At 73.6% G+C, this 26,778-nt stretch carries 23 protein-coding genes; 22 read left to right on the top strand and 1 reads right to left on the bottom strand.

Translation table 11 applies throughout. The annotated features are described in order from the left end of the window. The first annotated feature begins 8 nt into the window (after positions 1 to 8). The 8 genes from arc to hisF all read left to right on the top strand — a co-directional run bounded on the left by arc (position 9) and on the right by hisF (position 8,409). On the top strand, positions 9 to 1,691 hold the full coding sequence (gene arc, locus GPA02_RS00650; protein WP_156197917.1) for a proteasome ATPase: 1,683 nt from the start codon (positions 9 to 11) through the stop codon (positions 1,689 to 1,691). 150 nt (positions 1,692 to 1,841) lie between these two features. After that, complete coding sequence (gene dop / locus GPA02_RS00645) at positions 1,842 to 3,437, top strand: depupylase/deamidase Dop (protein WP_156197916.1); 1,596 nt, start codon at positions 1,842 to 1,844, stop codon at positions 3,435 to 3,437. A 33-nt stretch (positions 3,438 to 3,470) separates the two neighbouring features. Further along, positions 3,471 to 3,659: a ubiquitin-like protein Pup gene (locus GPA02_RS00640; RefSeq protein ID WP_156197915.1), complete on the top strand. Its 189-nt coding sequence runs from the start codon at positions 3,471 to 3,473 to the stop codon at positions 3,657 to 3,659. Beyond that, positions 3,656 to 4,495 (top strand): proteasome subunit beta, encoded by an 840-nt coding sequence (prcB, locus tag GPA02_RS00635; RefSeq protein WP_156197914.1) that lies wholly within the window; start codon positions 3,656 to 3,658, stop codon positions 4,493 to 4,495. Before GPA02_RS00640 ends, prcB begins: the two co-directional genes overlap by 4 nt. Then, complete coding sequence (gene prcA, locus GPA02_RS00630) at positions 4,492 to 5,277, top strand: proteasome subunit alpha (RefSeq protein ID WP_156197913.1); 786 nt, start codon at positions 4,492 to 4,494, stop codon at positions 5,275 to 5,277. The genes prcB and prcA overlap by 4 nt, the downstream gene beginning before the upstream one ends. After that, complete coding sequence (gene pafA, locus GPA02_RS00625; protein ID WP_156197912.1) at positions 5,274 to 6,677, top strand: Pup--protein ligase; 1,404 nt, start codon at positions 5,274 to 5,276, stop codon at positions 6,675 to 6,677. Before prcA ends, pafA begins: the two co-directional genes overlap by 4 nt. 51 nt (positions 6,678 to 6,728) lie before the next feature. After that, a complete protein-coding gene (locus GPA02_RS00620) occupies positions 6,729 to 7,616 on the top strand; it encodes an FKBP-type peptidyl-prolyl cis-trans isomerase (protein ID WP_156197911.1) in 888 nt (295 codons plus the stop codon). A 19-nt stretch (positions 7,617 to 7,635) separates the two neighbouring features. Further along, positions 7,636 to 8,409 (top strand): imidazole glycerol phosphate synthase subunit HisF, encoded by a 774-nt coding sequence (gene hisF, locus GPA02_RS00615; RefSeq protein WP_156197910.1) that lies wholly within the window; start codon positions 7,636 to 7,638, stop codon positions 8,407 to 8,409. Positions 8,410 to 8,423: 14 nt separating this feature from the next. On the opposite strand, the gene GPA02_RS00610 is transcribed toward hisF, so the two are convergent. Then, positions 8,424 to 9,050 carry a TIGR03085 family metal-binding protein gene (locus GPA02_RS00610; protein WP_156197909.1) on the bottom strand — a complete coding sequence of 209 codons (627 nt, stop codon included), beginning with the start codon at positions 9,048 to 9,050 and terminating at the stop codon, positions 8,424 to 8,426. Positions 9,051 to 9,101: 51 nt separating this feature from the next. On the opposite strand from GPA02_RS00610, the gene GPA02_RS18900 reads away from it, so the two are divergent. The 14 genes from GPA02_RS18900 to GPA02_RS00545 all read left to right on the top strand — a co-directional run bounded on the left by GPA02_RS18900 (position 9,102) and on the right by GPA02_RS00545 (position 26,759). Continuing rightward, positions 9,102 to 10,931 carry an ABC transporter ATP-binding protein gene (locus GPA02_RS18900; protein WP_240133799.1) on the top strand — a complete coding sequence of 610 codons (1,830 nt, stop codon included), beginning with the start codon at positions 9,102 to 9,104 and terminating at the stop codon, positions 10,929 to 10,931. Next, on the top strand, positions 10,928 to 12,700 hold the full coding sequence (locus GPA02_RS18895) for an ABC transporter ATP-binding protein (protein WP_170296815.1): 1,773 nt from the start codon (positions 10,928 to 10,930) through the stop codon (positions 12,698 to 12,700). The genes GPA02_RS18900 and GPA02_RS18895 overlap by 4 nt, the downstream gene beginning before the upstream one ends. 30 nt (positions 12,701 to 12,730) lie before the next feature. Then, complete coding sequence (gene hisI, locus GPA02_RS00600; protein WP_156197908.1) at positions 12,731 to 13,093, top strand: phosphoribosyl-AMP cyclohydrolase; 363 nt, start codon at positions 12,731 to 12,733, stop codon at positions 13,091 to 13,093. Then, complete coding sequence (locus GPA02_RS00595) at positions 13,090 to 14,679, top strand: anthranilate synthase component I (protein ID WP_156197907.1); 1,590 nt, start codon at positions 13,090 to 13,092, stop codon at positions 14,677 to 14,679. The genes hisI and GPA02_RS00595 overlap by 4 nt, the downstream gene beginning before the upstream one ends. Beyond that, positions 14,676 to 15,284 (top strand): Trp biosynthesis-associated membrane protein, encoded by a 609-nt coding sequence (locus tag GPA02_RS00590; protein ID WP_156197906.1) that lies wholly within the window; start codon positions 14,676 to 14,678, stop codon positions 15,282 to 15,284. The genes GPA02_RS00595 and GPA02_RS00590 overlap by 4 nt, the downstream gene beginning before the upstream one ends. A 35-nt stretch (positions 15,285 to 15,319) precedes the next feature. Then, on the top strand, positions 15,320 to 15,616 hold the full coding sequence (locus GPA02_RS00585; protein WP_156197905.1) for an HGxxPAAW family protein: 297 nt from the start codon (positions 15,320 to 15,322) through the stop codon (positions 15,614 to 15,616). Between the two features lie 7 nt (positions 15,617 to 15,623). Next, positions 15,624 to 16,220 (top strand): DUF4190 domain-containing protein, encoded by a 597-nt coding sequence (locus GPA02_RS00580; RefSeq protein ID WP_156197904.1) that lies wholly within the window; start codon positions 15,624 to 15,626, stop codon positions 16,218 to 16,220. After that, the gene (locus tag GPA02_RS00575; protein ID WP_156197903.1) at positions 16,217 to 16,630 is read left to right on the top strand and encodes a DUF2752 domain-containing protein; all 414 of its coding nucleotides are present in this window, start codon (positions 16,217 to 16,219) and stop codon (positions 16,628 to 16,630) included. Before GPA02_RS00580 ends, GPA02_RS00575 begins: the two co-directional genes overlap by 4 nt. 36 nt (positions 16,631 to 16,666) lie before the next feature. Continuing rightward, positions 16,667 to 17,479: an indole-3-glycerol phosphate synthase TrpC gene (gene trpC / locus GPA02_RS00570; protein WP_156197902.1), complete on the top strand. Its 813-nt coding sequence runs from the start codon at positions 16,667 to 16,669 to the stop codon at positions 17,477 to 17,479. A gap of 14 nt (positions 17,480 to 17,493) precedes the next feature. Continuing rightward, entirely contained in the window at positions 17,494 to 18,753 is a 1,260-nt protein-coding gene (gene trpB, locus GPA02_RS00565) for a tryptophan synthase subunit beta (protein WP_156197901.1), read from the top strand. Then, complete coding sequence (trpA, locus tag GPA02_RS00560; protein ID WP_156197900.1) at positions 18,750 to 19,556, top strand: tryptophan synthase subunit alpha; 807 nt, start codon at positions 18,750 to 18,752, stop codon at positions 19,554 to 19,556. Before trpB ends, trpA begins: the two co-directional genes overlap by 4 nt. Further along, positions 19,553 to 20,557 (top strand): prolipoprotein diacylglyceryl transferase, encoded by a 1,005-nt coding sequence (lgt, locus tag GPA02_RS00555; RefSeq protein WP_156197899.1) that lies wholly within the window; start codon positions 19,553 to 19,555, stop codon positions 20,555 to 20,557. The genes trpA and lgt overlap by 4 nt, the downstream gene beginning before the upstream one ends. 108 nt (positions 20,558 to 20,665) lie before the next feature. Continuing rightward, positions 20,666 to 25,297 carry a glutamate synthase large subunit gene (gene gltB, locus GPA02_RS00550; protein WP_156197898.1) on the top strand — a complete coding sequence of 1,544 codons (4,632 nt, stop codon included), beginning with the start codon at positions 20,666 to 20,668 and terminating at the stop codon, positions 25,295 to 25,297. Then, a complete protein-coding gene (locus tag GPA02_RS00545) occupies positions 25,290 to 26,759 on the top strand; it encodes a glutamate synthase subunit beta (RefSeq protein ID WP_156197897.1) in 1,470 nt (489 codons plus the stop codon). Before gltB ends, GPA02_RS00545 begins: the two co-directional genes overlap by 8 nt. Positions 26,760 to 26,778 lie beyond the last annotated feature (19 nt).

Raw genomic sequence — 26,778 nt, 5'->3', positions numbered from 1 at the left:
TTGACGGCATGACGGAGCAGGTGCCGGGCAGGCTGGGCGGATCGACGGGCGGCAGCGCCCGGGACGCCGAGCAGCGCCTCATCGACCTCGCGGCGAAGAACGAGCGGCTCGTGCAGGCGCTCACCGCCGCGCGCACCCAGCTGGTCGAGCTGCGCGCGCAGCTGGAGGAGATGTCGAAGCCGCCGGCGTCGTACGCGCTGTTCGTCAAGGCGCACCCGGACGGCTCGATCGACGTCATGTCCTCCGGGCGCAAGCTGCGGGTCGCGACGGCGCCGAGCGTCGACGTCGGCGCGCTGCGCCCCGGGCAGGAGGTCCAGCTCAACGAGGCGATGACCGTCGTCGACGTCGGCGGCTACGAGCCCGTCGGCGAGATCGTCACCGTCAAGGAGGTGCTCGACGACGACCGCGTGCTCGCCGTCGGCCGCGCCGACGAGGAGCGCGTGCTGCGGCTGTCCGGCCGGCTGGCCGACACCCCGGTGCGCGTCGGTGACGCGCTGACGGTCGACACCCGCACCGGTTTCACGTTCGAGCGGATCCCGCGCTCCGACGTCGAGGATCTCATGCTCGAGGAGGTGCCCGACGTCGACTACTCCGACATCGGTGGCCTCGCCGCGCAGATCGAGCAGATCCGCGACGCCGTCGAGCTGCCCTTCCTGCACCCCGACCTGTTCCGCGAGCACGGGCTCAAGCCGCCCAAGGGGCTGCTGCTCTACGGCCCGCCCGGGTGCGGCAAGACGCTGATCGCCAAGGCGGTCGCGACCTCGCTCGCCGCCACCGCCGCCCGCGCGGCCCAGCCGTCGTCGGGCGAGGAGGCCACGCCGCACAAGCCGCGGTCGTACTTCCTCAACGTCAAGGGCCCCGAGCTGCTCAACAAGTTCGTCGGCGAGACCGAGCGGCACATCCGGCTGATCTTCGCGCGCGCCCGCGAGAAGGCGTCGCAGGGGATCCCGGTCGTCGTGTTCTTCGACGAGATGGAGTCGCTGTTCCGCACCCGCGGCACCGGCGTCAGCTCCGACGTCGAGACGACGATCGTGCCGCAGCTGCTCAGCGAGATCGACGGCGTCGAGCGCCTCGAGAACGTCATCGTCATCGGCGCCTCGAACCGCGAGGACATGATCGACCCGGCGATCCTGCGGCCCGGCCGCCTCGACGTGAAGATCAAGATCGAGCGGCCCGACGCCGAGGCGGCGCGGGACATCTTCGCGAAGTACCTCACGGCCGACCTGCCGATCCACCCGGACGACCTCGCCGAGCACGGCGGCGACCCGCAGGCCGCCGTCGACGCGATGATCGAGCGGGTCGTCGGGCGCATGTACGCCGAGGACGCCGAGAACCAGTTCCTCGAGGTCACCTACGCCTCGGGCGACAAGGAGGTCCTGTACTTCAAGGACTTCGCCTCCGGCGCGATGATCGCCAACATCGTGGACCGCGCGAAGAAGAACGCGATCAAGGACCTGCTGGCCACCGGGGTGCGCGGCATCCGGGTCGAGCACCTGCTCGACGCCTGCCTCGCGGAGTTCCACGAGAACGAGGACCTGCCCAACACGACCAACCCCGACGACTGGGCGCGCGTCTCGGGCAAGAAGGGCGAGCGGATCGTGTTCATCCGCACGATCGTCCAGCACAAGGGCGGCGCGCCCGAGGCCGGTCGCACGATCGAGAACCTCAACCCGACCGGGCAGTACCTGTAGCGGGCGGCCCGACGGCGCACGCGATCATGGGGCCGACCCGGCGATGGCGACCGGCACGGTCGCCGGCGACCTGGGACCGATGCGGATCTCGCTGATGCGGGGGCGCTGACCCCGAGGACCCGACGGCGAGGCCCGCTCTAGGGTGGATCCGTGAGCGTCCGACGGATCATGGGGATCGAGACCGAGTACGGCATCCTCGCCGTGCACGACCCCGCCGCCAACCCGATGCTGCTGAGCGCGCAGGTGGTCACCGCCTACGCCGCCGAGGGTCTCGCGGGCGGCGCCCGCGCCCGGTGGGACTACTCCGACGAGGACCCGCTGTGCGACGCGCGCGGCTGGCGGCTCGATCGCGGCGCCGCCCACCCCAGCCAGCTCACCGACGAGTGGGAGCAGGAGCTCGCCGAGGCCGACGGCTGGGGCATCACCCAGCGGCGGCGGCCCGCTCCCACCCCCGAGCAGGGCACGGTCTCCAACGTCATCCTCCCCAACGGGGCGCGCTTCTACGTCGACCACGCCCACCCGGAGTACTCCGGCCCGGAGGTCACCAACCCCCGCGACGCCGTCGTCTGGGACCGCGCCGGCGACGAGATCCTGCTGCGCTCCTCGCGGCTGCTGGCGCAGATCCCCGGGATGCCGGAGGTCGCGCTCTACAAGAACAACACCGACGGCAAGGGCGCCAGCTACGGCACCCACGAGAACTACCTCATGAGCCGCGACGTGCCGTTCGGCGACGTCGTCGCGATGCTGACGTCGTTCCTCGTCACCCGTCCGGTGATCACCGGCGCCGGGCGGGTCGGGCTCGGGCAGCGTGGCGAGCGGCCGGGCTTCCAGCTCACCCAGCGCGCCGACTTCCTCGAGGCCGAGGTCGGGCTGGAGACGACGCTGCGACGCCCGATCGTCAACACCCGCGACGAGCCGCACGCCGACTCCGAGCGGTTCCGCCGGCTGCACGTCATCGTCGGCGACGCCAACCTGCTGGAGGTGTCGGCCTACCTCAAGCTCGGCACCACGTCGCTGGTGCTGTGGCTGCTCGAGCAGGTCGGCGTCCCCGTCGACATCGCCTCGCTCGCCCTGGCCGACCCGGTGCGCGCGGCGCACCAGGTCAGCCACGACCTCGACCTGAGCCAGCCGCTCGACCTCGCCGACGGGCGCACGATGACGGCCCTGCAGATCCAGCGCGTGTACGCCGAGACCGTCGCCGCCGCGCTCGAGCAGCAGGGGCAGCCCGACGAGATCACCGCCGACGTCGTGCGCCGCTGGCTCGACCTCCTCGACCGGCTCGCCACCGACCCCGCCTCCTGCGCGCGCGAGGTCGAGTGGCTGGCCAAGCTGCGGGTGCTCGAGGGCATGCGCAGGCGCGACGGCATCGACTGGGACCACCCCCGGCTCGCGGCCCTCGACCTGCAGTGGTCGGACCTGCGGCCCGAGCGCAGCGTCTACCGCAGGCTCGCCGCGGCCGGCGCCGTCGAGCTGCTGGTGACCGAGGAGGAGGTCGAGCACGCGATCGCGCACGCGCCGACCGACACCCGCGCCTACTTCCGCGGCGAGTGCATCCGACGGTTCCCCGACGAGGTGAGCTCGGCCAGCTGGGACGCGGTCGTGTTCGACGTCGCCGGTGAGCGCAACCTGCAGCGGGTCCCGATGCCCGACCCGTACCGCGGCACCGCCGAGCACGTCGGCGAGCTGCTGCGCACGCACGCGGACGCGGGGTCGCTGCTGAGCGCGCTGGCGGGGTCGGCCACGTAGGATCGACCCGGGTCCGAAACCAGGAGGAGCAGCGTGTCGTCGCAGCAGTTCGAGAACCGTCGCGAGCCCGAGCCGCCGGAGGACGAGGCCCCGCCCGCGCCCCCCGCGCCCGCTGCCGGCAGCGACACCGAGGTCGACTCCCTGCTCGCGGAGATCGACGACGTGCTGGAGACCAACGCCGAGACGTTCGTGCGCGGATTCGTGCAGAAGGGCGGGCAGTGAGCATCGACCGCGGCGACCGGCTGCCGCCGGCCTTCACCACGCCCGGCAGCGCCTCGTTCACCGAGTTCCTCGCCTCCTACGCGCCCGAGCTGCTGCCCGGGCGCCGCCACGAGGGGCTCGTCGCCCCCGACGCCGGCACCGCCGGCGCGCACGCCACCACGATCGTCGCGCTCACCTACGCCGACGGCGTGATCATGGCGGGCGACCGGCGCGCCACCATGGGCACGACGATCGCGCACCGCCAGATCGAGAAGGTGTTCCCGGCCGACGACTTCTCCGCGATCGGGATCGCCGGCACGGCCGGCCTCGCCGTCGAGCTGGTGCGGCTGTTCCAGCTCGAGCTCGAGCACTTCGAGAAGATCGAGGGCTCCCGGCTGTCGCTGGAGGGCAAGGCCAACCGGCTCGCCACCATGGTGCGCTCGAACCTCGGGCTGGCCATCCAGGGGCTCGCAGCGGTGCCGCTGTTCGGCGGCTACGACCTGCAGCGGCGGATCGGCCGGATCTTCTCCTACGACGTCGTCGGCGGCCGCTACGAGGAGCAGGACCACCACAGCGTCGGCTCCGGCTCGGTGTTCGCGCGCGGCTCGCTCAAGAAGCTGTGGAGCCACGGGCTCGACGCCGACCGCGCGATCGAGGTCGCCCTGCACGCGCTGGTCGACGCCGCCGACGAGGACGCCGCCACCGCGGGTCCGGACGCGATCCGCGGCATCTACCCGATCGTCGCCAAGGTGAGCGCCGCCGGGTACGAGCAGGTCACCACGGCCGAGCTCGCCCGTCACACCGAGGCGATCGCCGCGCAGCGCGCCGCGCGGCCCGAGCGCGGAGGAGCCTCGTGAGCCAGCCGTTCTACGTCTCGCCCGAGCAGCTGATGAAGGACCGGGCGGACTTCGCACGCAAGGGCATCGCCCGCGGCCGCTCGGTCGTCGTCCTCGGCTACGACGGCGGGCTGGTGTTCGCGACCGAGAACCCCTCGCGCGCGCTCCACAAGATCAGCGAGATCTACGACCGGATCGCCTTCGCCGCCGTCGGCAAGTACAACGAGTTCGAGAACCTCCGTGTCGCGGGGGTGCGCTACGCCGACCTGCGCGGGTACTCCTACGACCGCGCCGACGTGACGGCGCGCGGTCTCGCCAACGCCTACGCCCAGACGCTCGGCGCGGTGTTCACGACCGAGTCGAAGCCGCTGGAGGTCGAGATCGCCGTCACCGAGGTGGGCGTCAGCCAGGACGGCGACCAGATCTACCGGCTCGCCTACGACGGCTCGGTCACCGACGAGCCGGGGCACGTCGTCATGGGCGGCGACGCCGAGCGGCTCGGCCGGCTGGCCGCCGACGCCTGGCGGCCCGGGCTGTCGCTGCCGGAGGCGGTGCGGCTCGCCGTCACGGTGCTCGGCACCGCGGAGGACGGCACCGTGCGGGCGATCGACCCGGCCGCGCTGGAGGCCGCCGTGCTCGATCGCACGCGGACCCGGCGCGCGTTCCGCCGTCTCGACGCCGAGGCGCTCGCCGAGCTGCTCGCGACCGACGACGAGGACGACGACCAGGGCGACGACGGGAGCGCCGGCACCGAGACCGACGCCGGCGCGGACGCCGGCGACGACAGCGGCCCCGCGTCGTGATCCGGCGGATCTTCGGGCTCGAGACCGAGTTCGGGGTCACCTGCGCCGCGCCCGAGGGGCGCGGCCTCTCCGCGGAGGAGGTGGCGCGCTACCTGTTCCGCAAGGTCGTCGCCTGGGGGCGCTCCAGCAACGTCTTCCTCGCCAACGGGTCCCGGCTCTACCTCGACGTGGGGTCGCACCCGGAGTACGCGACCGCGGAGTGCGACGACCTCGCGCAGCTCGTCGCGCACGACAAGGCGGGCGAGCGCATCCTCGTCGGGCTCGCCGAGGACGCGCAGGCGCGGCTGGAGGCCGACGGCGTCGAGGGGCGCATCCACCTGTTCAAGAACAACCTCGACTCGGCGGGCAACTCCTACGGCTGCCACGAGAACTACCTGATCCGACGCCGGGCCGACTTCGCGCGCACCGCCGAGGTGCTGGTGCCGTTCCTCATCACCCGGCAGATCCTCACCGGGTCGGGACACGTGCTCGTGACCTCGCGCGGACCGCTCTACACGTTCTCCCAGCGCGCCGACCACCTCTGGGAGGCCACCAGCTCCGCGACCACACGGTCCCGGCCGATCATCAACACCCGTGACGAGCCGCACGCCGACGCCGAGGAGTACCGCCGGCTGCACGTGATCTCCGGGGACTCGTCGATGTCGCAGGCCACGACGATGCTCAAGGTCGGCATGACCGACCTGCTGCTGCGCATGCTGGAGGCCGGGCTGTCGTTCCGCGACTTCACGCTCGAGAACCCGGTGCGCGCGATCCGGGAGATCAGCCACGACCTCACGGCGACGAAGGAGGTGCCGCTCGCGCGCGGCGGGCGCATGACCGCGCTGCAGATGCAGGAGAGCTACCTCGAGCGCGCGCGCGACTTCGTCGACCGCTCCGACGAGCGCGGCCCGCACGACGCCTGGGTGCTCGACCTGTGGCAGCGCGGTCTGGCGGCGCTGGCCAGCGGCGACCTCTCCGGTGTCGAGACCGAGCTGGACTGGGTGATCAAGAAGCGGCTGGTCGACCGCTATCGCGCGGCGCACGACGTGCCGCTGTCCGACCCCCGGGTGCGGCGGCTCGACCTCGCCTACCACGACATCTCACAGACCGACGGGCTGTTCAGCCGGCTCGTCGCGCGGGGCCTCGCGGCCACGGTCGTCGACGACGCCGCGATCGCCGAGGCGGTCGACTCCCCGCCGCAGACCACCCGCGCCAAGCTCCGTGGCGACTTCGTGCGGGCGGCGACCGCTCGCCGTCGGGACTTCACGGTGGACTGGGTGCACCTGAAGATCAACGACCAGGCGGGCCGCACGGTCCTGTGCAAGGACCCGTTCCGCAGCTCCGACCCGCGCGTGGACCGGCTGATCGCCGCGCTCGACGGCCCCGAGCCGCTCGGTGCGAGCACGGTCCTGGGACCCTGATCCGTGGCCGGGGCGACCGGCCGTCATGTGCGCGACGTAGACTCCTCGCTCGTGCCCGGGGTCCGTCTCATCATCCGCCGCGTGCTGCTGACGCTGCTCGGCGGTGCCCTCGTGGTCGCGCTGGGAGCCTGCCGTCCCGAGCAGCCCGACGACCCGCTCGCACAGATCGAGGTCGCGGGCGAGGTCGGTCGCCGACCGGTCGTGCAGGTGAGCACGCCGGTCCAGGTGACCGATGTCGTCACCGAGCAGCTCGTCACCGGCGACGGCACCGAGCTGGCCGACGGCGACGCCGTCATGCTGGCCTACCTCGCGATCGACGCGACCACCGGCGAGGTCGTCGAGGACTCCTACGGTCGGCAGCCGCGGATCCTGCCGCTCACCGAGGACGAGGCGGGGCCGCTGTACGACGAGCTGGTCGGCCGTACCGAGGGCAGCCGGCTGCTGCGGCTGGAGCCTGGCTCCATGACCCGGCCCGACCCGGTCGTGCTCGTCTACGACATCCTGCGCACCGCGGCGTACGGCGAGGAGCTCGAGGTGCCGTCGTCGCTGCCGCAGGTCGAGCGCGACGAGGACGGCGCGCCGGTCGTCACGCTGCCCGAGGCCGACCCGCCCACGTCGCTGGCGATCGCGCCGCTCATCCGCGGCGAGGGTCCGCAGGTGCAGGCGGGGGAGTCGGTGACCGTGCGCTACGTGCAGGTCGCCTGGAGCACCGGCGAGGTCCTCGACACCACGTGGGGCGAGGGGGCGCTGCCGATGACGATCCCGCTGGTCGACCGGATCCCCGGGCTGCAGGACGGCCTGGTCGACACCACGGTCGGGTCGCAGGTGATGCTCGTGGTGCCGCCGGCGCAGGCCGACGGCACGGACACGATGGTGTTCGTCGTCGACGTGCTGGCGGTGACGCAGCTGGCCGACGGCAGCGGTGAAGGGACCGGGTGAGCGACGGGATGGGTGCAGCATGAGCGTGGCGGTCCGGGTCATCCCGTGCCTCGACGTCGACGCCGGCCGCGTGGTCAAGGGCGTCAACTTCGTCGACCTCGCCGACGTCGGCGACCCTGTCGAGATGGCGCGCGTCTACGACGCCGAGGGCGCCGACGAGCTGACGTTCCTCGACATCAGCGCCTCCGCCGACGGCCGCGCCACGACGCTGGAGGTCGTGGGCCGCACGGCCGAGGAGGTGTTCGTGCCGCTGACGGTCGGCGGCGGCGTGCGCTCGGCCGACGACGTCGCCCGGCTGCTCCGCGCGGGCGCCGACAAGGTCGGCGTCAACACCGCCGCGGTCGAGCGGCCCGCGCTCATCGAGGAGATCAGCCGCCGGTTCGGGTCCCAGGTGCTGGTGCTGTCGGTCGACGCGCGCCGCGTGCGCCCGGGCGACCCGCCGACGCCGTCGGGGTTCGAGGTCACGACGCACGGCGGTCGCCGCGGCACCGGCCGCGACGCCGTCGCGTGGGTGCGGCACGCGGCCGAGGCCGGCGCGGGCGAGGTGCTGCTCAACTCGATCGACACCGACGGCACGAAGAGCGGGTTCGACCTCGACCTCATCGCGGCGGTGCGGGCCGCCGTCGACGTGCCGCTCATCGCCAGCGGCGGCGCGGGCAACGCCGAGCACTTCGTCGAGGCGGTCCGCGCAGGAGCCGACGCCGTGCTCGCCGCGAGCGTCTTCCACTACGGGTGGATGCGCATCGGCGAGGTCAAGGACGCGCTGCGCGCGGCCGGTCTCGAGGTCCGCTAGCCCGGCGCGCCGGGTCAGGCGAGCGCGGCCTCGAACGCCGCGACCGCCTCGGGCTCGCCGACCACCTCGACGTCGGCGGCCCCGCGCCGACCGCTGACGGCGAGCGCCAGCTCCACGGGCGCGCCGACGACCGCCACGGAGTCCGGTCGCTTGCGCACGACCCGGCGCCGACCGCCCGGCACCACGAGAACCACGCCCACGGCGACCGAGCGCAGCCCGGCGCGCGCCATCAGCCCGAGCGCGTCGAACAGCGCGTCGGACTCCTCGGCCGGCAGCGACCGTGGCGGCACCGCGCCGGCGCCCCGGCGCAGGTCCTCGTGGTGGATGACGTACTCGGCGAAGTTCGTGACCATCCCGAGCGGCCCGTCGGTCAGCGCGAGCGGGCTGAGCGGTGCCGGGGGTGCGGCGAACCGCTCGACGACGTCGGCGTAGACGCTGGGGTCGGCCGCCTGCTCGGCCAGCTCGGCGAAGCGGCTGCCCTCCTGCTCGCGGAACGCGCGCCACGGCTCGTGCCGACGCAGGAACAGGTGCGTCGCGAGGTGCCTCGCCTGCCAGCCCTCGCACAGCGTCGGGGCGTCGGGGGACGCCGCCCGGAGCGCGTCCACCAGTGCCTGCCGCTCGACCTCGTCCCACCTCGCCATGACCGTCAGCCTATGTCGAGCCGCTCCCGACGCCGACTACGATCGACCGTCGTGTACGCCCTGCCCGGCGGCGCTGTGCGCCGCTCCCTGCTCCTCATCGGCCGGGGCATCAGGTCGGAGCCGCGCACGTTCGCCCTGGCGATCGGCTCCAGCGCCGTCTGGGGCGCCGCGTTCGTGGGTGTCGGCTGGCTGCTCGGCCGGCTGACCGACACCGTCGTCGTGCCCGCGCTCACCGGTGGCGCCGACTCCGACGTCGGCACCGGTGACGTGCTGCGGGCCGGGCTGCTGCTGCTCGCGCTGGCGGTGCTCACGGCGGTCTCGGTCGCGGGCCGGCGCATCTGGGCCGGCATGGCCGCGCTCGACGTGCAGGCCGGCCACCGGCGCCGCGTCACCGAGCAGTACCTGCGGCTGCCGATGTCGTGGCACCGCGCGCACCCGACCGGGCAGCTGCTCTCCAACGCCAACTCCGACGCCGAGAGCGCCGGCTACGTGTTCGTGCCGCTGCCGTTCGCGCTCGGCGTCGTCGTCATGATCATCGGCGCCGCCGCGGCGATGCTCGCGGCCGACGTCGTGCTCGGCCTCATCGGCGTCACCGTGCTGCCGCTCGTGCTGGCCGTCAACGCCGTCTACCGGCGCTGGATGACGCCCGCGGTCACCCGTGTGCAGGCGGAGCGCGCCGCGGTCTCCGACGTCGCCCACGAGAGCTTCGAGGCCGCGACGGTCGTCAAGTCGCTCGGCACCGAGACGCTCGAGGAGGAGCGCTTCGCCGAGGCGACGCACAGGCTGCGGCGCGCCAACGTCACGGTCGGCAAGGTGCGCTCGGTCTTCGACCCCGTCATCGACCTGCTGCCCGCGCTCGCGACGCTCGCCGTGCTCGTCGTCGGCGCGCACCGCGTCGCCTCCGGCGACATCGCGACCGGCGACGTCGTGACCGCCTCCTACCTGCTGACGATCCTCACGTTCCCGGTCCGCGCGATCGGGTTCGTGCTCGGCGACCTGCCGCGCTCGCTCGTCGGGCACGAGCGGGTCGCGCGCGTCGTCGACGCGCGCGGCTACCTCGAGCCCGGGCGGCTGCCGCTCCAGGGCGGCGGCGGCCTCCACCTGGAGGTCGAGCACGTCGAGCTCGGCGTCGGCCGCGGCCGCGACCGGCGGCGGCTGCTCGACGACGTCAACCTCGTCGTCGCGCCGGGTCGCACGCTCGCCGTCGTCGGCTCGACAGGTGCCGGCAAGTCGACCCTCGTCGACGTCCTCATGCGGCTGACCGACCCCGACGACGGCGTCGTGCGCTACGACGGCGTCGACGTCCGCGCGCTGTCGGACGAGGCCCGCACCGGCGCGGCGGCACTCGTCGCCCAGCAGGCGTTCGTCTTCGAGGACACCGTGCGCGCCAACATCACGCTCGCCGAGCCGAGCGAGTCGCCGATCACCGACGAGCAGGTGTGGGACGCGCTGCGGCTCGCGCGCGCCGACGACTTCGTGCGCGCGCTGCCCGACGGCCTGGACACCGTCGTCGGCGAGCGCGGCACGTCGCTGTCCGGCGGGCAGCGCCAGCGCATCGCGATCGCCCGCGCGCTCGTGCGGCGGCCGCGGCTGCTCGTCCTCGACGACGCGACCTCCGCCGTCGACCCCGAGGTCGAGCAGGCGATCCTCGCCAACCTGCGGCGGCAGGAGTGCACGGTCGTCGTCGTCGCCTACCGGACCGCGACGATCGCGCTCGCCGACCGCGTGCTGCACCTGGAGGCGGGCCGAGTCGTCGACGTCGGCGCCCACGAGGAGCTGCTCGCGCGCGACCCCGGCTACGCCCGCATCGTCACCGCCTACGCGCGCGACCGTGCCGAGCGGGACGAGCGCGACGCCGACCGCGGCGGGGTGGCCCGATGAGCGCGCGCATCGAGTCCACCTCCGACCTCGGCGTCCTCGGCACGCTGCGGGAGGGGCTGCGGCTGTCGCCGGCGATCCGGCGCGGCTTCGGCGTCACGCTCGCGCTGGCCGTGGTCGCGACCCTCGGACGGCTCGTCGTCCCGTTCACCGTGCAGCAGGCGACCGACCGCGGGCTCGTGGGCGGCGTCGACATCGACCTCGTCGTCCGGATGTGCGGCATCGCCGCCGGCGTGCTGCTGGTGACGTCGGTCGCCAGCGCGTGGGTCAACGTGCGACTGTTCAGCGCGACCGAGGCCGGTCTCGCGCAGCTGCGCATCCGCGCCTTCCGGCACGTGCACGACCTGTCGGTGCTCACCCAGAACACCGAGCGCCGCGGGTCGCTCGTCTCGCGCGTGACCAGCGACGTCGACACGATCTCGATGTTCGTGCAGTGGGGCGGGATCATGCTGATCCTGTCGACGCTGCAGATCCTCGGCGCCACGGTCGCGATGCTGTTCTACTCCTGGCAGCTCACGCTCGTCGTCTGGGTCGTGCTCGCGCCGATGATGGTGCTGGCACCGCGCATCCAGCGCATGCTCAACGGCGCCTACGGGGAGGTGCGCGCCCGCGTCGGTGCGATGCTCGCGGCGATCTCCGAGGCGGTCGTCGGCGCGCAGACCATCCGCGCCTACGGCTCCGGGCAGCGCGTGCTGCGGCGCATCCACACCGCGATCCGTGAGCACCGCGACGCCGGCGTGCGCGCCCAGACGCTCGCCTCGGCCGCGTTCGCGACCGGTGTGCTGCTCGCCGGCACCGCGCTCGCCGCGGTCATCACGGTCGGCACCTTCCTGGGGCTCGCCGGGCAGATCTCGGTCGGCGGGCTCCTCGCGTTCATCTTCCTCGTGCAGCTGTTCACCGGACCGGTGCAGGCGGCGACCGAGGTGCTCAACGAGATGCAGAACGCGATCGCCGGCTGGCGGCGGGTGATCTCGGTCGTGCACACGCCGGTCGACATCGCCGACCCGGCCGAGCCGCGCGACCTCGGCCCTCGCGGCCCGGCGTCGATCGCGCTCGAGCACGTGCACTTCGCCTACCCGGGCGGCCCGCCCGTGCTCACCGACGTCACGCTCGACGTGCCGGCCGGCTGCCGGGTCGCGATCGTCGGCGAGACCGGCTCCGGCAAGACGACGCTCGCGCGCCTGGTGACGCGGTTCGCCGACCCCGTCCGCGGCACCGTGCGCATCAACGGCGTCGACGTGCGCGAGGCCGCCCTGGAGGACCTGCGCGAGCGCGTCGTCGTCGTCCCGCAGGAGGGCTTCCTGTTCACCGGGACGATCGCCTCGAACGTCGCCTACGGCCGCCACCCCCACCCGCGCGAGCGGGTCGAGCAGGCGTTCGCCGAGCTCGGCCTGCTCGACTGGCTCGCGACGCTGCCCGAGGGCATGGACACCGACGTCGGGCAGCGCGGCGAGTCGCTGTCGGCGGGGGAGCGGCAGCTGGTCGCGATCGTGCGCGCCTACCTGGCGAACGCCGACGTGCTCGTCCTCGACGAGGCCACCTCCGCCGTCGACCCCGCGACCGAGTCGCGGATCAACCGGGCCCTGACCGGGCTCACCGAGGGCCGGACGTCGATCGCCATCGCGCACCGGCTCTCGACGGCGGAGGCCGCCGACATGGTCGTCGTCGTCGACGCCGGTCGGGTGGTCGAGGTCGGGTCGCACGCCGAGCTGGTGGCGGCCGGCGGTCGGTACGCGCGGCTGCACGCCTCCTGGGTGGTGCAGAGCGGCTGAGGGTGCGCCGGTCGTGGCAGGATCGTCCGCGTGCCGCTCGACCCCGCGATCGCCGACCGCCTCCGCCGCGACGCCGCCGGCCTGGTCTGCGCCGTCGTCCAGGACGACCGCGACGACCGGGTGCTCATGGTGGGCTGGATGGACGACGAGGCCCTGCACCGCACGCTGACGACCGGCCGCGTGACCTTCTGGTCGCGCTCGCGCCAGGAGTACTGGCGCAAGGGCGACACCTCCGGGCACATCCAGCTGGTGCGCGGCGTCGAGCTCGACTGCGACGGCGACGCGCTGCTCGTGCGCGTCGAGCAGGTCGGGCCGGCGTGCCACACCGGCACCCGCTCGTGCTTCGACGCGGGCGGCCCGCTGCCCGCGGTCGTGAGCGGGCAGGCGTCGTGACCGCCCCGGTGCGCCCGGAGTGGGGCGCGACCTGGCCCGACCTGCCCACGTTCCGCGCGCTGGCGCGCGAGCGGCGCGTCGTCCCGGTCGTGCGCCGGCTGCTGGCCGACGACGTCACCCCTGTCGGTCTGTACCGGCGTCTCGCGCAGGGGCGGCTGGGCACGTTCGTGCTGGAGTCGGCCGAGTCCGACGGCACCTGGGGCCAGTGGTCCTTCGTCGGCGTCTCGGCGCGGGCGGCGCTGACGTCGGCGCCCGACGGCTCGGCCTCCTGGTGGGGCGACGTGCCGGTGTCGCTGCCGCGCGAGGGCGACGTGCTCGAGGTCCTGGGTGCCTCGCTCGCGGCGCTGCACACCGAGCCGGTCCCCGGGCTGCCCCCGCTGACCAGCGGCTTCGTCGGCTCGCTCGGCTGGGACGTCATCCACCACTGGGAGCCGACGCTGCCGCGCCGGGCGCCTGCCGAGCACGACCAGCCCGACGTCAGCCTCGTGCTGATCGGCGACATGGTCGCCGTCGACCACCGCGACGGGTCGATCTGGCTGATCGCCAACGCGATCAACGGCAACGACACCGACGACGGCGTCGACGAGGCGCACGCGGACGCCGTCGCGCGCCTCGACGCGATGGTCGAGCGGCTCGTCCGCCCCGAGCCGCCGACGCTCGGTGCGCTCGACGGCGGCGCGCCCGCACCCGACGTCAAGCAGCGCACCGCGCACCTGGAGTTCACCGACGCGGTGCGCGCCGCCAAGCAGGCGATCGTCGACGGCGAGGTGTTCCAGGTCGTGCTCAGCCAGCGGCTCGACCTCGACTGCCCGGCCGACCCGCTGGACGTCTACCGGGTGCTCCGCACGATCAACCCCAGCCCCTACATGTACCTGCTGCACCTGCCCGGCCACGAGCGGCACGAGCGGCCGGGGGAGCCGGGGGAGCGCGGTGAGTTCCACGTCGTCGGCTCCAGCCCGGAGACCCTCGTCAAGGTCGCGGGCCGGCAGGTGACGAGCTTCCCGATCGCGGGCTCGCGCCCACGAGGCGACACCCCGGCGCACGACAAGGAGCTCGCCGAGGAGCTGCTCGCCGACCCCAAGGAGCGCGCCGAGCACCTCATGCTCGTCGACCTCGCGCGCAACGACCTGGGCCGCGTGTGCGTGCCCGGCACCGTGGCGGTCGTCGAGTTCATGGAGATCAAGCGGTTCAGCCACATCATGCACATGTCCTCGACCGTCGCCGGCGAGCTGCGGCCCGACGCGACCGCGTTGCAGGTGCTGACGTCGACCTTCCCCGCGGGCACGCTCTCGGGCGCGCCCAAGCCGCGCGCGATCGCGCTGATCGACGAGCTGGAGCCCGCCCGGCGCGGCGTCTACGGCGGTGTCGTCGGCTACTTCGACCTGGCGGGCGACATGGACACCGCGATCGCGATCCGCACCGCGGTCGTCGCGGACGGCCGCGCGACCGTGCAGGCCGGCGCGGGCCTCGTCGCCGACTCCGACCCCGAGACCGAGTACGTCGAGACCCGCAACAAGGCGGCCGCGGTCGTCCGGGCGATCCAGGTCGCCGCCACCCTCACCGACCCCGCGGCAGCGCGACGATGAGCGCCCGTCGGCGGGGTCGGCTGGGTCGAGGCGCGGCCGTCGCCCTCGTGGCCGTGCTCGGGCTGGCGCTGTTCGGCACCGCGCTGCCGGCCTGGGCGAGGGCCGAGACGCCGACGACCGTCGGGAGCGCCGCCGTCGCCGTCAACGGTGCCGACGCCGCGCCGGGCGTGGCGAGCGCGGCGCTCGTCGTGCTCGTCGCGGGGCTCGTGCTCGCGCTGTCCGGGCGTGTCACGCGCGTGCTCGCGGTGCTCGGGGTCGTGCTGGGCGGCGCGCTCGCGGCGGCCTCCGCGGCCGCGTTCCTCGCCGACCCCGAGCCCGCGCTGCGGCAGGCCGCGGGCGCCGTGAGCGGCGCGACCGAGCTGGTCGGTGAGCCACAGGTGACGGCGTGGCCCACGCTCGCGCTCGCCGTCGCGGTCCTCGCCGTGCTCGTCGGCGCAGCGCTGCCGTGGCTCGCGGGGTCGTGGCAGCGCGTGGGGCGCCGGTACGAGACCGCCGCCGCGGCGCCGTCGACCAGCCCCGACGCCACCACCGCGGGGACGCCGCGCACCCGCGCGATGGACGACTGGGACGCGCTGTCGCGCGGCGACGACCCGTCGGCGTCATGACGCGCCCGGCGCCGCGCGTGCCCTAGGCTGTGGCCGTGGAGCAGCAGAGCATCATCGTGCGTCAGGTGGGGTCGGAGCCCGTCGAGGAGCCGGTCGTGCTTCCGGACGCGGCCCCGCACGCGAACGAGGGCAAGACGGTGGCCGGCTGGACCCTCATGTACGTCTGCGCGCTGGGCGCGACGATCGTCGCCATCGGCATGATCATCCCGAGCACGCCCGTGATCGTCGCCGGTGTCGTGGTGACCGTGCTCGGCCTCGCGCTCGGTGCGATCCTGCGCGCGATGGGCCACGGCCAGCCCCGGGTCACGAAGAACGGCGACGTCGTCGCCTGAGGAAGCCGTGTCCTACCCGCCCGCCCCGCCGCCCAGCAGCGGCGTGAACCCCTACGGGGACGAGCCGGAGCCGGAGCAGCCCGCGGTCCCGCCGGTGCCCCCGGCGCCCGCAGCCGGGCAGCCGTGGCAGACGCCGTCCTACGGCACCCCGCCCCAGGACCGCCCGGCCTACGGCACGCCGCCCGCCCCCACGGGCCCGGCCGCGTCACCGGTCTACGGCCCGCCCGGCTCGAGCTACGGCGGACCCGCGGGGCCTGCCGGGACGGCAGGACCGCCCGCGGGCTACGGCCCCTACGCGTCCACCGGCGGCTACCCGGGCGCCCCCGGCTACGCGGGCTGGGGGTACAGCAGCCGTGACAACGGCAAGGGCACGGGTGCTCTCGTCATGGGCATCCTCAGCATCGTCTTCTGCGTGGGCTCGCTGCTGTCGCTCGCCCTGGGCGTCGGCGCGATCCTCATGGGCGTGCAGGGCCGCAAGGCGGCCGACGCCGGCACCGCCGACAACCGCGGGGTCGCGACCGCGGGGATCGTGCTCGGCGCGGTCGGGGCAGCCCTCAGCTCGCTGAGCACGCTGGGCTACCTCTCCTCGATCCTCACGGGATGACCGCCGCGACCCGGACCCGCCGCGACGTGCGCACGCCCGTCGTCCTGGGTGCGGTGGTCGCCGCTGCGACCCTCCTCGTCGCCCTCCGCGACCCGCACGAGGGCGGCTACCCGCTGTGCCCCGTGCTGGCGCTGACCGGGATGCCGTGCGCCGGCTGCGGCGGCCTGCGGGCCGCCCACGACCTCGCGACCGGCGATCTCGCCGGCGCCTGGGCGATGAACCCGCTGCTGACCGTCGCCATGCCGGTCGCCGCCGTGCTGTGGGTGGTGTGGCTGGTGCGCGCCGCGACCGGCCGACCCGCGCGGCAGGTGCCGGTCGGGGTGTGGGTCGCGCTCGCCGTCGTCGTCGTGGTGTTCACCGTGCTGCGCAACATCCCGGCCCTGTACGGAGTGCTCGGCCCGGCCGTCTAGCATGTCTGGCGTGGCGGACCTGACGGAAGCTGTTCGATGACGGTGCTCGAGGACATCCTCGTCGGAGTGCGCGAGGACCTCGCCGCTCGCGAGGCGGCGCTCCCGCTGGCCGATCTGCGGGCCATGGCGGCGGACCGGCCGCCCGCGAAGGACGCGGTGTCGGCGCTGCGCAGCGACGAGGCGGTGACCGTGATCGCGGAGGTCAAGCGCTCGAGCCCGTCGAAGGGGGCGCTCGCCGACATCGACGACCCGGCCGCGCTCGCGCGCGCCTACGCCGACGGCGGGGCCTCCGCCGTCAGCGTCCTCACCGAGGAGCGCCGCTTCGGCGGCTCGCTGGCCGACCTCGACGCGGTGCGCGCCGTCGTCGACGTGCCGGTGCTCCGCAAGGACTTCGTCGTCACGCCGTACCAGGTGTGGGAGGCGCGCGCGCACGGCGCGGACATCGTGCTGCTCATCGTCGCCGCGCTCGAGCAGCCGGTGCTGACCGGGCTGCTGGACCGCGTGCAGTCGCTCGGCATGACGCCGCTCGTCGAGGTGCACACCGACGAGGAGCTGGACCGCGCCGTCGACGCCGGCGCCACCGTCATCGGCATCAACGCCCGCAACCTGCACACCCTCGAGGTCGACCGCGAGACGTTCGCGGTGCTCGCGCCGCGGGTGCCGCCGGGCGTCGTGATCGTCGCGGAGTCCGGCGTGCGAGGTCCGCACGACGTGCTCGACTACGCGCGCTGGGGCGCGCACGCCGTCCTGGTCGGCGAGGCGCTGGTGACCACCGGCGACCCGCGCTCGGCGACCGCCGACATGGTGGCCGCCGGTGCGCACCCGGCGCTGCGGGCCGTGCGGCCGTGAGCGAGGAGAGCCCGGTGACCGGGCTGCGCGCTGCCCAGGGCCCCTACTTCGGCGACTTCGGCGGCCGGTTCGTCCCGGAGGCGCTGATCGCGGCGCTCGACGACCTGTCGATCGCATGGGACAAGGCGCGCGAGGACCCGACGTTCGGCCTGGAGCTGTCCGGGCTGCTGCGCGACTACACCGGTCGGCCCTCGCCGATCACCGAGGCGCCGCGGTTCGCCCGCAGCGCGGGCGGTGTGCGGGTGCTGCTCAAGCGCGAGGACCTCAACCACACCGGCTCGCACAAGATCAACAACGTGCTCGGCCAGGCGCTGCTCACTCGCCGTATCGGCAAGACCCGCGTCATCGCCGAGACCGGCGCGGGCCAGCACGGTGTCGCGACCGCCACCGCCGCCGCCCTCATGGGGCTGGAGTGCACGATCTACATGGGCGAGGAGGACACCCGCCGGCAGGCGCTCAACGTCGCCCGGATGCGTCTGCTCGGGGCCGAGGTGGTGCCGGTGACCGCCGGCTCCCGCACGCTCAAGGACGCGATCAACGAGGCGTTCAGGGACTGGGTCACCAACGTCGAGACCACGAGCTACGTGTTCGGGACCGTCGCGGGCCCGCACCCGTTCCCGACGCTGGTGCGCGACCTGCAGAAGATCATCGGCGAGGAGGCGCGGCAGCAGGTGCTCGACCGCTACGGCACGCTGCCGACGGCGGTCGTCGCGTGCGTCGGCGGCGGCTCGAACGCCATCGGGATCTTCCACGCCTTCCTCGACGACCCCGACGTCGCGCTGGTGGGCTGCGAGGCGGCCGGCGACGGCATCGACACCGACCGGCACGCCGCCACGATCAGCAAGGGCACCCCCGGCGTGCTGCACGGCGCGAAGAGCTATCTGCTGCAGGACGAGGACGGCCAGACGATCGAGTCGCACTCGATCTCCGCCGGTCTGGACTACCCGGGGGTCGGGCCCGAGCACTCCTGGCTCGCGAGCATCGGCCGCGCCAGCTACCGCGGCATCTCCGACGCGGAGGCGATGGAGGCGTTCGCCCTGCTGTCGCGCACCGAGGGCATCATCCCGGCGATCGAGTCCTCGCACGCCCTGGCCGGCGCGCTCGCGCTCGGTCGCGAGCTGGTCGAGGGCGGTGCCCGACCGGAGGACGTGACACTGCTCGTCAGCCTGTCGGGGCGTGGCGACAAGGACGTGGAGACCGCGATCGAGTGGTTCGGCCTCACCGAGGGCGGCGGCCCCGGCCTGCGCGGCGCCGACGAGGAGGCCGACCGATGACCCGCACCTCGGGTGCCGCGATCGACGACGCCCGCGCGCAGGGCCGCGCGGCTCTCGTCGTCTACCTGCCGGTCGGCTACCCCGATGTCGCTACGTCGATCGAGGCGGCCCGCACCGCCGTCGCCGCGGGTGCCGACGTCGTCGAGCTCGGCCTGCCGTACTCCGACCCGGGCATGGACGGGCCGGTCGTCGCGGCCGCCGCCCAGGCGGCGCTCGACGGCGGCGTCCGCACCGCAGACGTGCTGCACGCCGTCGAGCAGGTCGCCGCGACCGGTGCCGCGACGCTCGTCATGACCTACTACAACCCGGTGCTGCGCTACGGCGTCGAGACCTTCGCGCGCGACCTCGCGGCTGCCGGGGGAGCGGGCCTGATCACGCCGGACCTCATCCCCGACGAGGCCGGCGAGTGGGTCGCCGCCGCCGACGCGCACGGGCTCGACAAGGTCTTCCTCGTCGCTCCGAGCTCGACACCCGAGCGGCTGGAGCTGACCGCGGCCGCGAGCCGCGGGTTCGTCTACGCCGCCTCGACGATGGGCGTCACGGGGGAGCGCGCCACGGTCGGCGAGCGCGCCGCGGAGCTCGTGGCGCGCACGCGCGCCGCGGGAGCCGAGCGCGTGTGCGTGGGCATCGGCGTCTCGACCGCCGAGCACGCGACCGAGGTGGCCGGCTACGCCGACGGCGTCATCGTCGGCTCCGCCGCGGTGCGCGCGCTGGGCAGCGCCCCCGGCCCCGACGGCCTCGCGGCGCTCGGGGAGCTGGTGGGCCGGCTGCGCGCCGGCGTCGAGAGAGCGGGTGCGGCATGACCACGGCGGGCGGGATCCCGAGCCCGCCGGTCGGCACCTGGTACCTGGGGCCGCTGCCCATCCGCGCGTACGCGTTCGCGATCCTCGCCGGCATCGTCGTCGCCGCCTGGATCTCGATCCGTCGCTACCGCGCACGCGGCGGTCCTGAGGGCGTCGTGCTCGACGCCGTCATGTGGGCGGTCCCGTTCGGCATCGTCGGTGCGCGGATCTACCACGTGCTGTCCTCTCCCGACCGCTACTTCGGCCCGGACGGCAACATCGTCTACGCGCTGCGGATCTGGGAGGGCGGCCTCGGCATCTGGGGCGCGATCCCCGCCGGCGCGCTCGGCGCCTGGATCGCGTTGCGTCGCGCGGGTGTCCGGATGGCCCCGTTCGCCGACGCGCTGGCGCCCGCGCTGCTGGTCGCGCAGGCGATCGGGCGGCTCGGCAACTACTTCAACCAGGAGCTCTTCGGCTCCCCGACGACCCTCCCGTGGGGCCTGCAGATCGACCAGGCCCACCTGCGCAGCCAGGGGCTCGACTACCCCGACGGCACGCTGTTCCACCCGACCTTCCTCTACGAGCTCGTGTGGAACCTCGCGATGGCCGCGCTGCTGGTCTACCTCGACCGGCGCCTGAAGCTGCGTCACGGACGCGTGTTCTGGCTCTACGTGGCGCTCTACACGCTGGGTCGCGTGTGGATCGAGATGCTGCGCATCGACGAGGCCGAGATGGTGCTCGGCTTGCGTCTGAACGTCTGGACGTCGATCATCGTGCTGCTGCTCGCGCTCGCCGCGTTCGTCGTCGTCGGCCGCCGCACCAAGCACCGCGACGACCCGATCTGGCTGCCCGGCCGCGAACCGGCCGGTGAGGACGAGCAGGACGAGGACGGCGGTTCCGCCGAGGAGTCGCTGGAGGATGCGGAGCCGGACGACCACCCGGCTCACCCCGACGGAACGACCGAGCGTGAGACGTCTTCCCCCGCGGGCTCCTCGACCGAGGAGTCCCGCTCCACGGACTGATCACGAGGCTCGGACGCACGGGTCGCTATCCTGACCCGCACCCGGGCCGACGATGTCCCTCGCCAGCACTACGGCCGCGGCGACTCGCCGCGGCGAGAGGACGACCCGATGAGCACCAGACACGGTGGGCGCAGCTCCGACCAGCGTGGCACCCGTGCGGCTACCGGTCACGCGAGCCCCAGCGCCTTTCAGGCCTTCTCCGCCCTGCCGCCCAAGCAGGGCCTGTACGACCCCGCCGCCGAGAAGGACTCGTGCGGCGTGGCCTTCGTGGCCACCCTGCGCGGCACGCCCGGCCGCGACATCGTCGACGCCGGCCTGACCGCGCTGGCGAACCTCGACCACCGCGGCGCCGTCGGCGCCGAGGAGAACTCGGGCGACGGCGCCGGCATCCTCACCCAGGTGCCGGACGCGTTCGTGCGCGACGTCGTCGCCGCCGAGCTGCCGGCGCCCGGCCACTACGCGATCGGCCTGTGCTTCCTGCCGCAGGAGGCGGACGCGCTCGAGGTCGCGATGCGCCGCATCGGCGAGATCGCCGCGGAGGAGGGCCTCGAGGTCCTCGCGTGGCGCGACGTCCCGGTCGACGCCTCGCTCGTCGGCCCGACGGCGCGTGCCTGCATGCCGACGTTCAAGCAGCTCGTGGTCGCGGCCAAGGGCTGGCAGCTGCACGGCGTCGAGCTCGACCGCAAGACCTACCGGCTGCGCAAGCGCGCCGAGCACGACCAGGGCGTGTACTTCGCGTCGCTGTCCTCGCGCACCCTCGTCTACAAGGGCATGCTGACGACGTCGCAGCTCGAGCCGTTCTTCCCGGACCTGTCCGACCCGCGGTTCGCGACCGAGATCGCGCTCGTGCACTCGCGGTTCTCGACCAACACGTTCCCGTCGTGGCCGCTGGCGCACCCGTTCCGGCTGATCGCCCACAACGGCGAGATCAACACCGTGCGCGGCAACCGCAACTGGATGGCGGCCCGCCAGGGCACGCTCGCCTCGGAGCTGCTGGGCGACGTGCAGGACCTGCTGCCGATCTGCAGCGAGGAGGAGTCGGACTCGGCGAGCTTCGACGAGGTCCTCGAGCTGCTGCACCTCGGCGGCCGGTCGCTGCCGCACGCGGTGCTGATGATGATCCCGGAGGCGTGGGAGAACCACGAGACGATGTCGCCCGAGCGGCGCGCGTTCTACGAGTACAACTCCACGATCATGGAGCCCTGGGACGGCCCGGCGGCCATGTGCTTCACCGACGGCCGCTACATCGGCGCCGTGCTCGACCGCAACGGGCTGCGCCCCGGCCGGTTCTGGATCACCGAGGACGGCCTGGTCGTGCTCGCGTCGGAGTCCGGCGTGCTCGACATCCCCGCCGACAAGATCGCCCGCAAGGGTCGGCTGGCGCCCGGGAAGATGTTCCTCGTCGACACCGGCGTCGGGCGGGTCCTGGAGGACGCCGCGATCAAGTCCGAGCTCGCGGCACGGCTGCCCTACGCCCGCATGCTCGAGGACAACCTCGTGCGGCTGGAGGACCTGCCGGAGCGCGAGCACGTCGCGCACTCGCGCAGCTCGGTGCTGCGCCGCCAGCAGACCTTCGGCTACACCGAGGAGGAGCTGCGGATCCTGCTGCGACCGATGGCGCAGCAGGGCGTCGAGGCGCTCGGCTCGATGGGCACCGACACGCCGGTCGCGGTGCTGTCGTCGCGGCCGCGGCTGCTGTTCGACTACTTCACGCAGCTGTTCGCGCAGGTGACGAACCCGCCGCTGGACGCGATCCGTGAGGAGCTCGTCACCTCGCTGGGCGGGGCGATCGGCCCGGAGCCGAACCTGCTCGTCGACGACGAGGCGCACGCGCGCAAGCTGCTGATCCCGTTCCCGACGATCGACAACGACCAGCTCGCGAAGATCAAGCACATCCACCGCACCCGCGGGCCGGGCAAGGACTTCAGCGCGATCACGATCCGCGGTCTGTACCGGGTCGCGGGCGGTGCCCAGGCGCTCGAGGAGCGACTCGAGGAGATCTTCCGCGAGGTCGACGAGGCCGTGGAGCGCGGCGTCAGCTTCATCGTGCTCTCCGACCGCGAGTCCGACCACGAGTGGGCCCCGATCCCGTCGCTGCTGCTCACCTCCGCGGTGCACCACCACACGCTGCGGCGCCAGACCCGCACGCGGATCTCGCTGCTGGTCGAGGCCGGCGACGTGCGCGAGGTGCACCACGTCGCGCTGCTGATCGGCTACGGCGCGGCGTGCGTCAACCCGTACCTCGCGATGGAGAGCGTCGAGGAGCTCGTGCACTCCGGCGTCGTCGAGGGCGTCACCCCCGAGCAGGCGGTCAAGCACCTCATCAAGGCGCTCGGCAAGGGCGTGCTCAAGGTGATGAGCAAGATGGGCATCTCGACCGTCGCGTCCTACCGCGGCGCGCAGGTGTTCCAGGCCGTCGGGCTCTCGCAGGAGCTCGTCGACAAGTACTTCACCGCCACCCCCACCCCGCTCGGCGGCGTCGGGCTGGACGTCATCGCGGCCGAGGTCGCGGCGCGCCACGCCACCGCCTACCCGCGCAGCGGCAACCCGGCGCCGCACCGGCGCCTGGAGGTCGGCGGCGAGTACCAGTGGCGCCGCGAGGGCGACCCGCACCTGTTCGACCCCGAGACGGTGTTCCGGCTGCAGCACTCGACCCGCAACCGCCGGTTCGACGTGTTCCGCGACTACACCCGCCGCGTCGACGAGCAGTCGGAGCGGCTGATGACGCTGCGCGGCCTGTTCCGGTTCAAGGAGGGCGTGCGCGAGCCGGTGCCGATCGAGGAGGTCGAGCCGGTCTCGGAGATCGTCAAGCGCTTCTCGACCGGTGCGATGAGCTACGGCTCGATCTCGCAGGAGGCGCACGAGACGCTCGCGATCGCGATGAACCAGCTCGGCGCGAAGTCCAACACGGGCGAGGGCGGTGAGGACGTCGACCGGCTGCACGACCCGCGCCGTCGCAGCGCGATCAAGCAGGTCGCGTCGGGCCGGTTCGGTGTCACCTCCGACTACCTGGTCAACGCCGACGACCTGCAGATCAAGATGGCGCAGGGCGCCAAGCCCGGTGAGGGCGGCCAGCTGCCCGGCGGCAAGGTGTACCCCTGGGTCGCCAAGACCCGGCACGCCACGCCTGGTGTCGGCCTGATCTCGCCGCCGCCGCACCACGACATCTACTCGATCGAGGACATCGCCCAGCTGATCCACGACCTCAAGAACGCGAACCCGCAGGCGCGGGTGCACGTCAAGCTGGTCTCCGAGGTCGGGGTCGGCACGGTCGCGGCGGGCGTCTCCAAGGCGCACTCCGACGTCGTGCTGATCTCCGGGCACGACGGCGGCACCGGCGCGAGCCCGCTCACGTCGCTCAAGCACGCGGGCGCGCCCTGGGAGATCGGCCTCGCCGAGACCCAGCAGACGCTGGTCCTCAACAACCTGCGCGACCGCATCGTCGTGCAGGCCGACGGCCAGCTGAAGACCGGGCGCGACGTCGTCATCGCGGCGCTGCTCGGCGCCGAGGAGTTCGGGTTCGCGACCGCGCCGCTCGTGGTGTCCGGCTGCATCATGATGCGCGTCTGCCACCTCGACACCTGCCCGGTGGGCATCGCGACCCAGAACCCGGAGCTGCGGGCGCGGTTCTCGGGCAAGCCCGAGTTCGTCGTGACGTTCTTCGAGTACATCGCCGAGGAGGTCCGCGGCTACCTCGCCCAGCTCGGGTTCCGCTCGATCGACGAGGCGGTCGGCGCCGTCGAGATGCTCGACACCAGCGCCGCCGTCGAGCACTGGAAGGCCTCCGGTCTCGACCTGCGGCCGATCCTCACCAAGGTCGAGCCGCCGGCCGGCTCGACGCTGCACCGGACCCGGGCGCAGGACCACGGCCTCGACCGCGCGCTCGACAACGAGCTGCTCGAGCAGGCCCGGCCCGCGCTCGAGACCGGGCAGCCGGTGCAGATCAGCGCGCGGGTGCGCAACGTCAACCGCACCGTCGGCACGATGCTCGGCTCCGAGGTGACCAAGCGGTACCAGGCCGCCGGCCTGCCCGACGGCACGATCGACATCACGCTGACCGGCTCCGCCGGGCAGTCGCTGGGGGCGTTCCTGCCGCCGGGGATCACGCTGCGGCTGTTCGGCGACGCCAACGACTACGTCGGCAAGGGCCTCTCGGGCGGGCGGATCATCGTGCGCCCGGAGCGGTCCGCGGTGTTCGCGCCCGGTGAGAACGTCATCGCCGGCAACGTCATCGCCTACGGCGCCACCTCCGGGGAGATCTACCTGCGCGGCGTCGTGGGGGAGCGGTTCTCGGTGCGCAACTCCGGCGCGACGCTGGTCGTCGAGGGCGTGGGCGACCACGGCTGCGAGTACATGACCGGCGGCACCGTGCTCGTGCTCGGCCCGACCGGGCGCAACTTCGGCGCCGGCATGTCGGGGGGCACCGCCTACGTGCTCGACCTGGACCCCGCCCTCGTCAACGGCCCGGCGCTCGCCTCCGGCGAGCTCAGCCTGTCCGCGCCCGACGAGGAGGACGTCTCGATCATCGCCCGCCTGCTCGCGGAGCACCACCGTCACACCGACTCCCGCATCGCGGCCGAGCTGCAGGGTGACCGTGACGCGATCCGCGAGCGCTTCACGCGCGTGCTGCCGCCTGCGTACGCACGCGTGACCGAGGTGCTGGCACGCGCCGACGCCGACGGCGTCGACGTCAGCGAGCCCACCGTCTGGAACCGCGTCCTGGAGGCGACCCATGGCTGACCCGAAGGGCTTCCTCAAGTGGAGGGAGCGTGAGCTGCCCGCTCGCCGTCCGGTGCCGATCCGGCTCCAGGACTGGCGCGAGGTCTACGAGAAGCGTCCCGAGGACGGCCCGGCGCTGACGCGGCAGGCCGGTCGCTGCATGGACTGCGGCATCCCGTTCTGCCACAACGGCTGCCCGCTCGGGAACCTCATCCCCGAGTGGAACGACCTCACCCGCCAGGGGCGCTGGGAGGACGCGATCGAGCGGCTGCACGCGACCAACAACTTCCCGGAGTTCACCGGGCGGCTGTGCCCCGCGCCGTGCGAGACCTCCTGCGTGCTCGGCATCAACCAGCAGCCGGTGACGATCAAGCTCATCGAGCAGTCGATCATCGACAAGGCGTTCGAGGACGGGCTGGTCACGCCCCAGGTGCCCGGTCGCCTCACCGGCTCGACGGTCGCCGTCATCGGCTCCGGTCCGGCCGGTCTCGCGGCGGCCCAGCAGCTGACCCGGATCGGTCACACGGTGGCGGTGTACGAGCGCGACGACGCCATCGGCGGGCTGCTGCGCTACGGCATCCCCGAGTTCAAGATGGAGAAGGCCGTCCTCGACCGGCGCCTGGAGCAGATGGCCGAGGAGGGCACCCGGTTCCGCCCGGGTGTCCGCGTCGGCTTCGACGAGGGCACCACCGGGCAGGACCTGCTGGAGCGCTACGACGCGGTCGTCCTCGCGACGGGCGCCACCGTGCGCCGGGACCTGCCGGTGCCGGGCCGCGAGCTCGGCGGCATCCACCAGGCGATGGAGTACCTGCCGCAGGGCAACCGGGCGGCGCTCGGCCAGCACGTCGAGAACCAGATCACCGCCGAGGGCAAGGACGTGATCATCATCGGCGGCGGCGACACCGGCGCCGACTGCCTCGGCACCGCGCTGCGGCAGGGGGCGCGCAGCGTCACCCAGCTCGAGATCATGCCGCGGCCCTCCGAGGAGCGGCCGCCGCACCAGCCGTGGCCGACCTACCCGATGATCTACCGGGTCGCCAGCGCCCACGAGGAGGGCGGCGAGCGCGTGTACGCGACCTCGACGGCCGAGTTCGTGGGCGACGAGGACGGCAACGTGCAGGCGCTGCGCGTGCACGAGGTCCAGCTCGTCGACGGCCGGCCCACCCCCGTCGAGGGCACCGAGCGGACGATCCCGGCGCAGCTGGTGCTGCTCGCGATGGGCTTCACGGGTGTGGAGACCGACGGCGTGGTGTCGCAGCTCGGCCTCGAGGTCGACCCGCGCGGTCGCATCGTGCGCGACAAGCACTTCGCCACCAGCGTGCCCGGCGTGTTCGTCGCCGGCGACGCCGGTCGCGGCCAGAGCCTCATCGTGTGGGCCATCGCCGAGGGGAGGGCCGCGGCCGCCGCGGTCGACACCTACCTGCGGGGCTACACCGAGCTGCCGGCCCCGATCGAGCCGACGACGGTCCAGATGGCCGTCTGAGGCACCAGTTCCACCGACT

Origin of the sequence: Actinotalea caeni (assembly GCF_009733795.1) — a bacterium.
Classification (GTDB): Bacteria; Actinomycetota; Actinomycetes; order Actinomycetales; family Beutenbergiaceae; genus Pseudactinotalea; species Pseudactinotalea caeni.
This window is presented reverse-complemented; position numbering and strand designations above follow the sequence as displayed.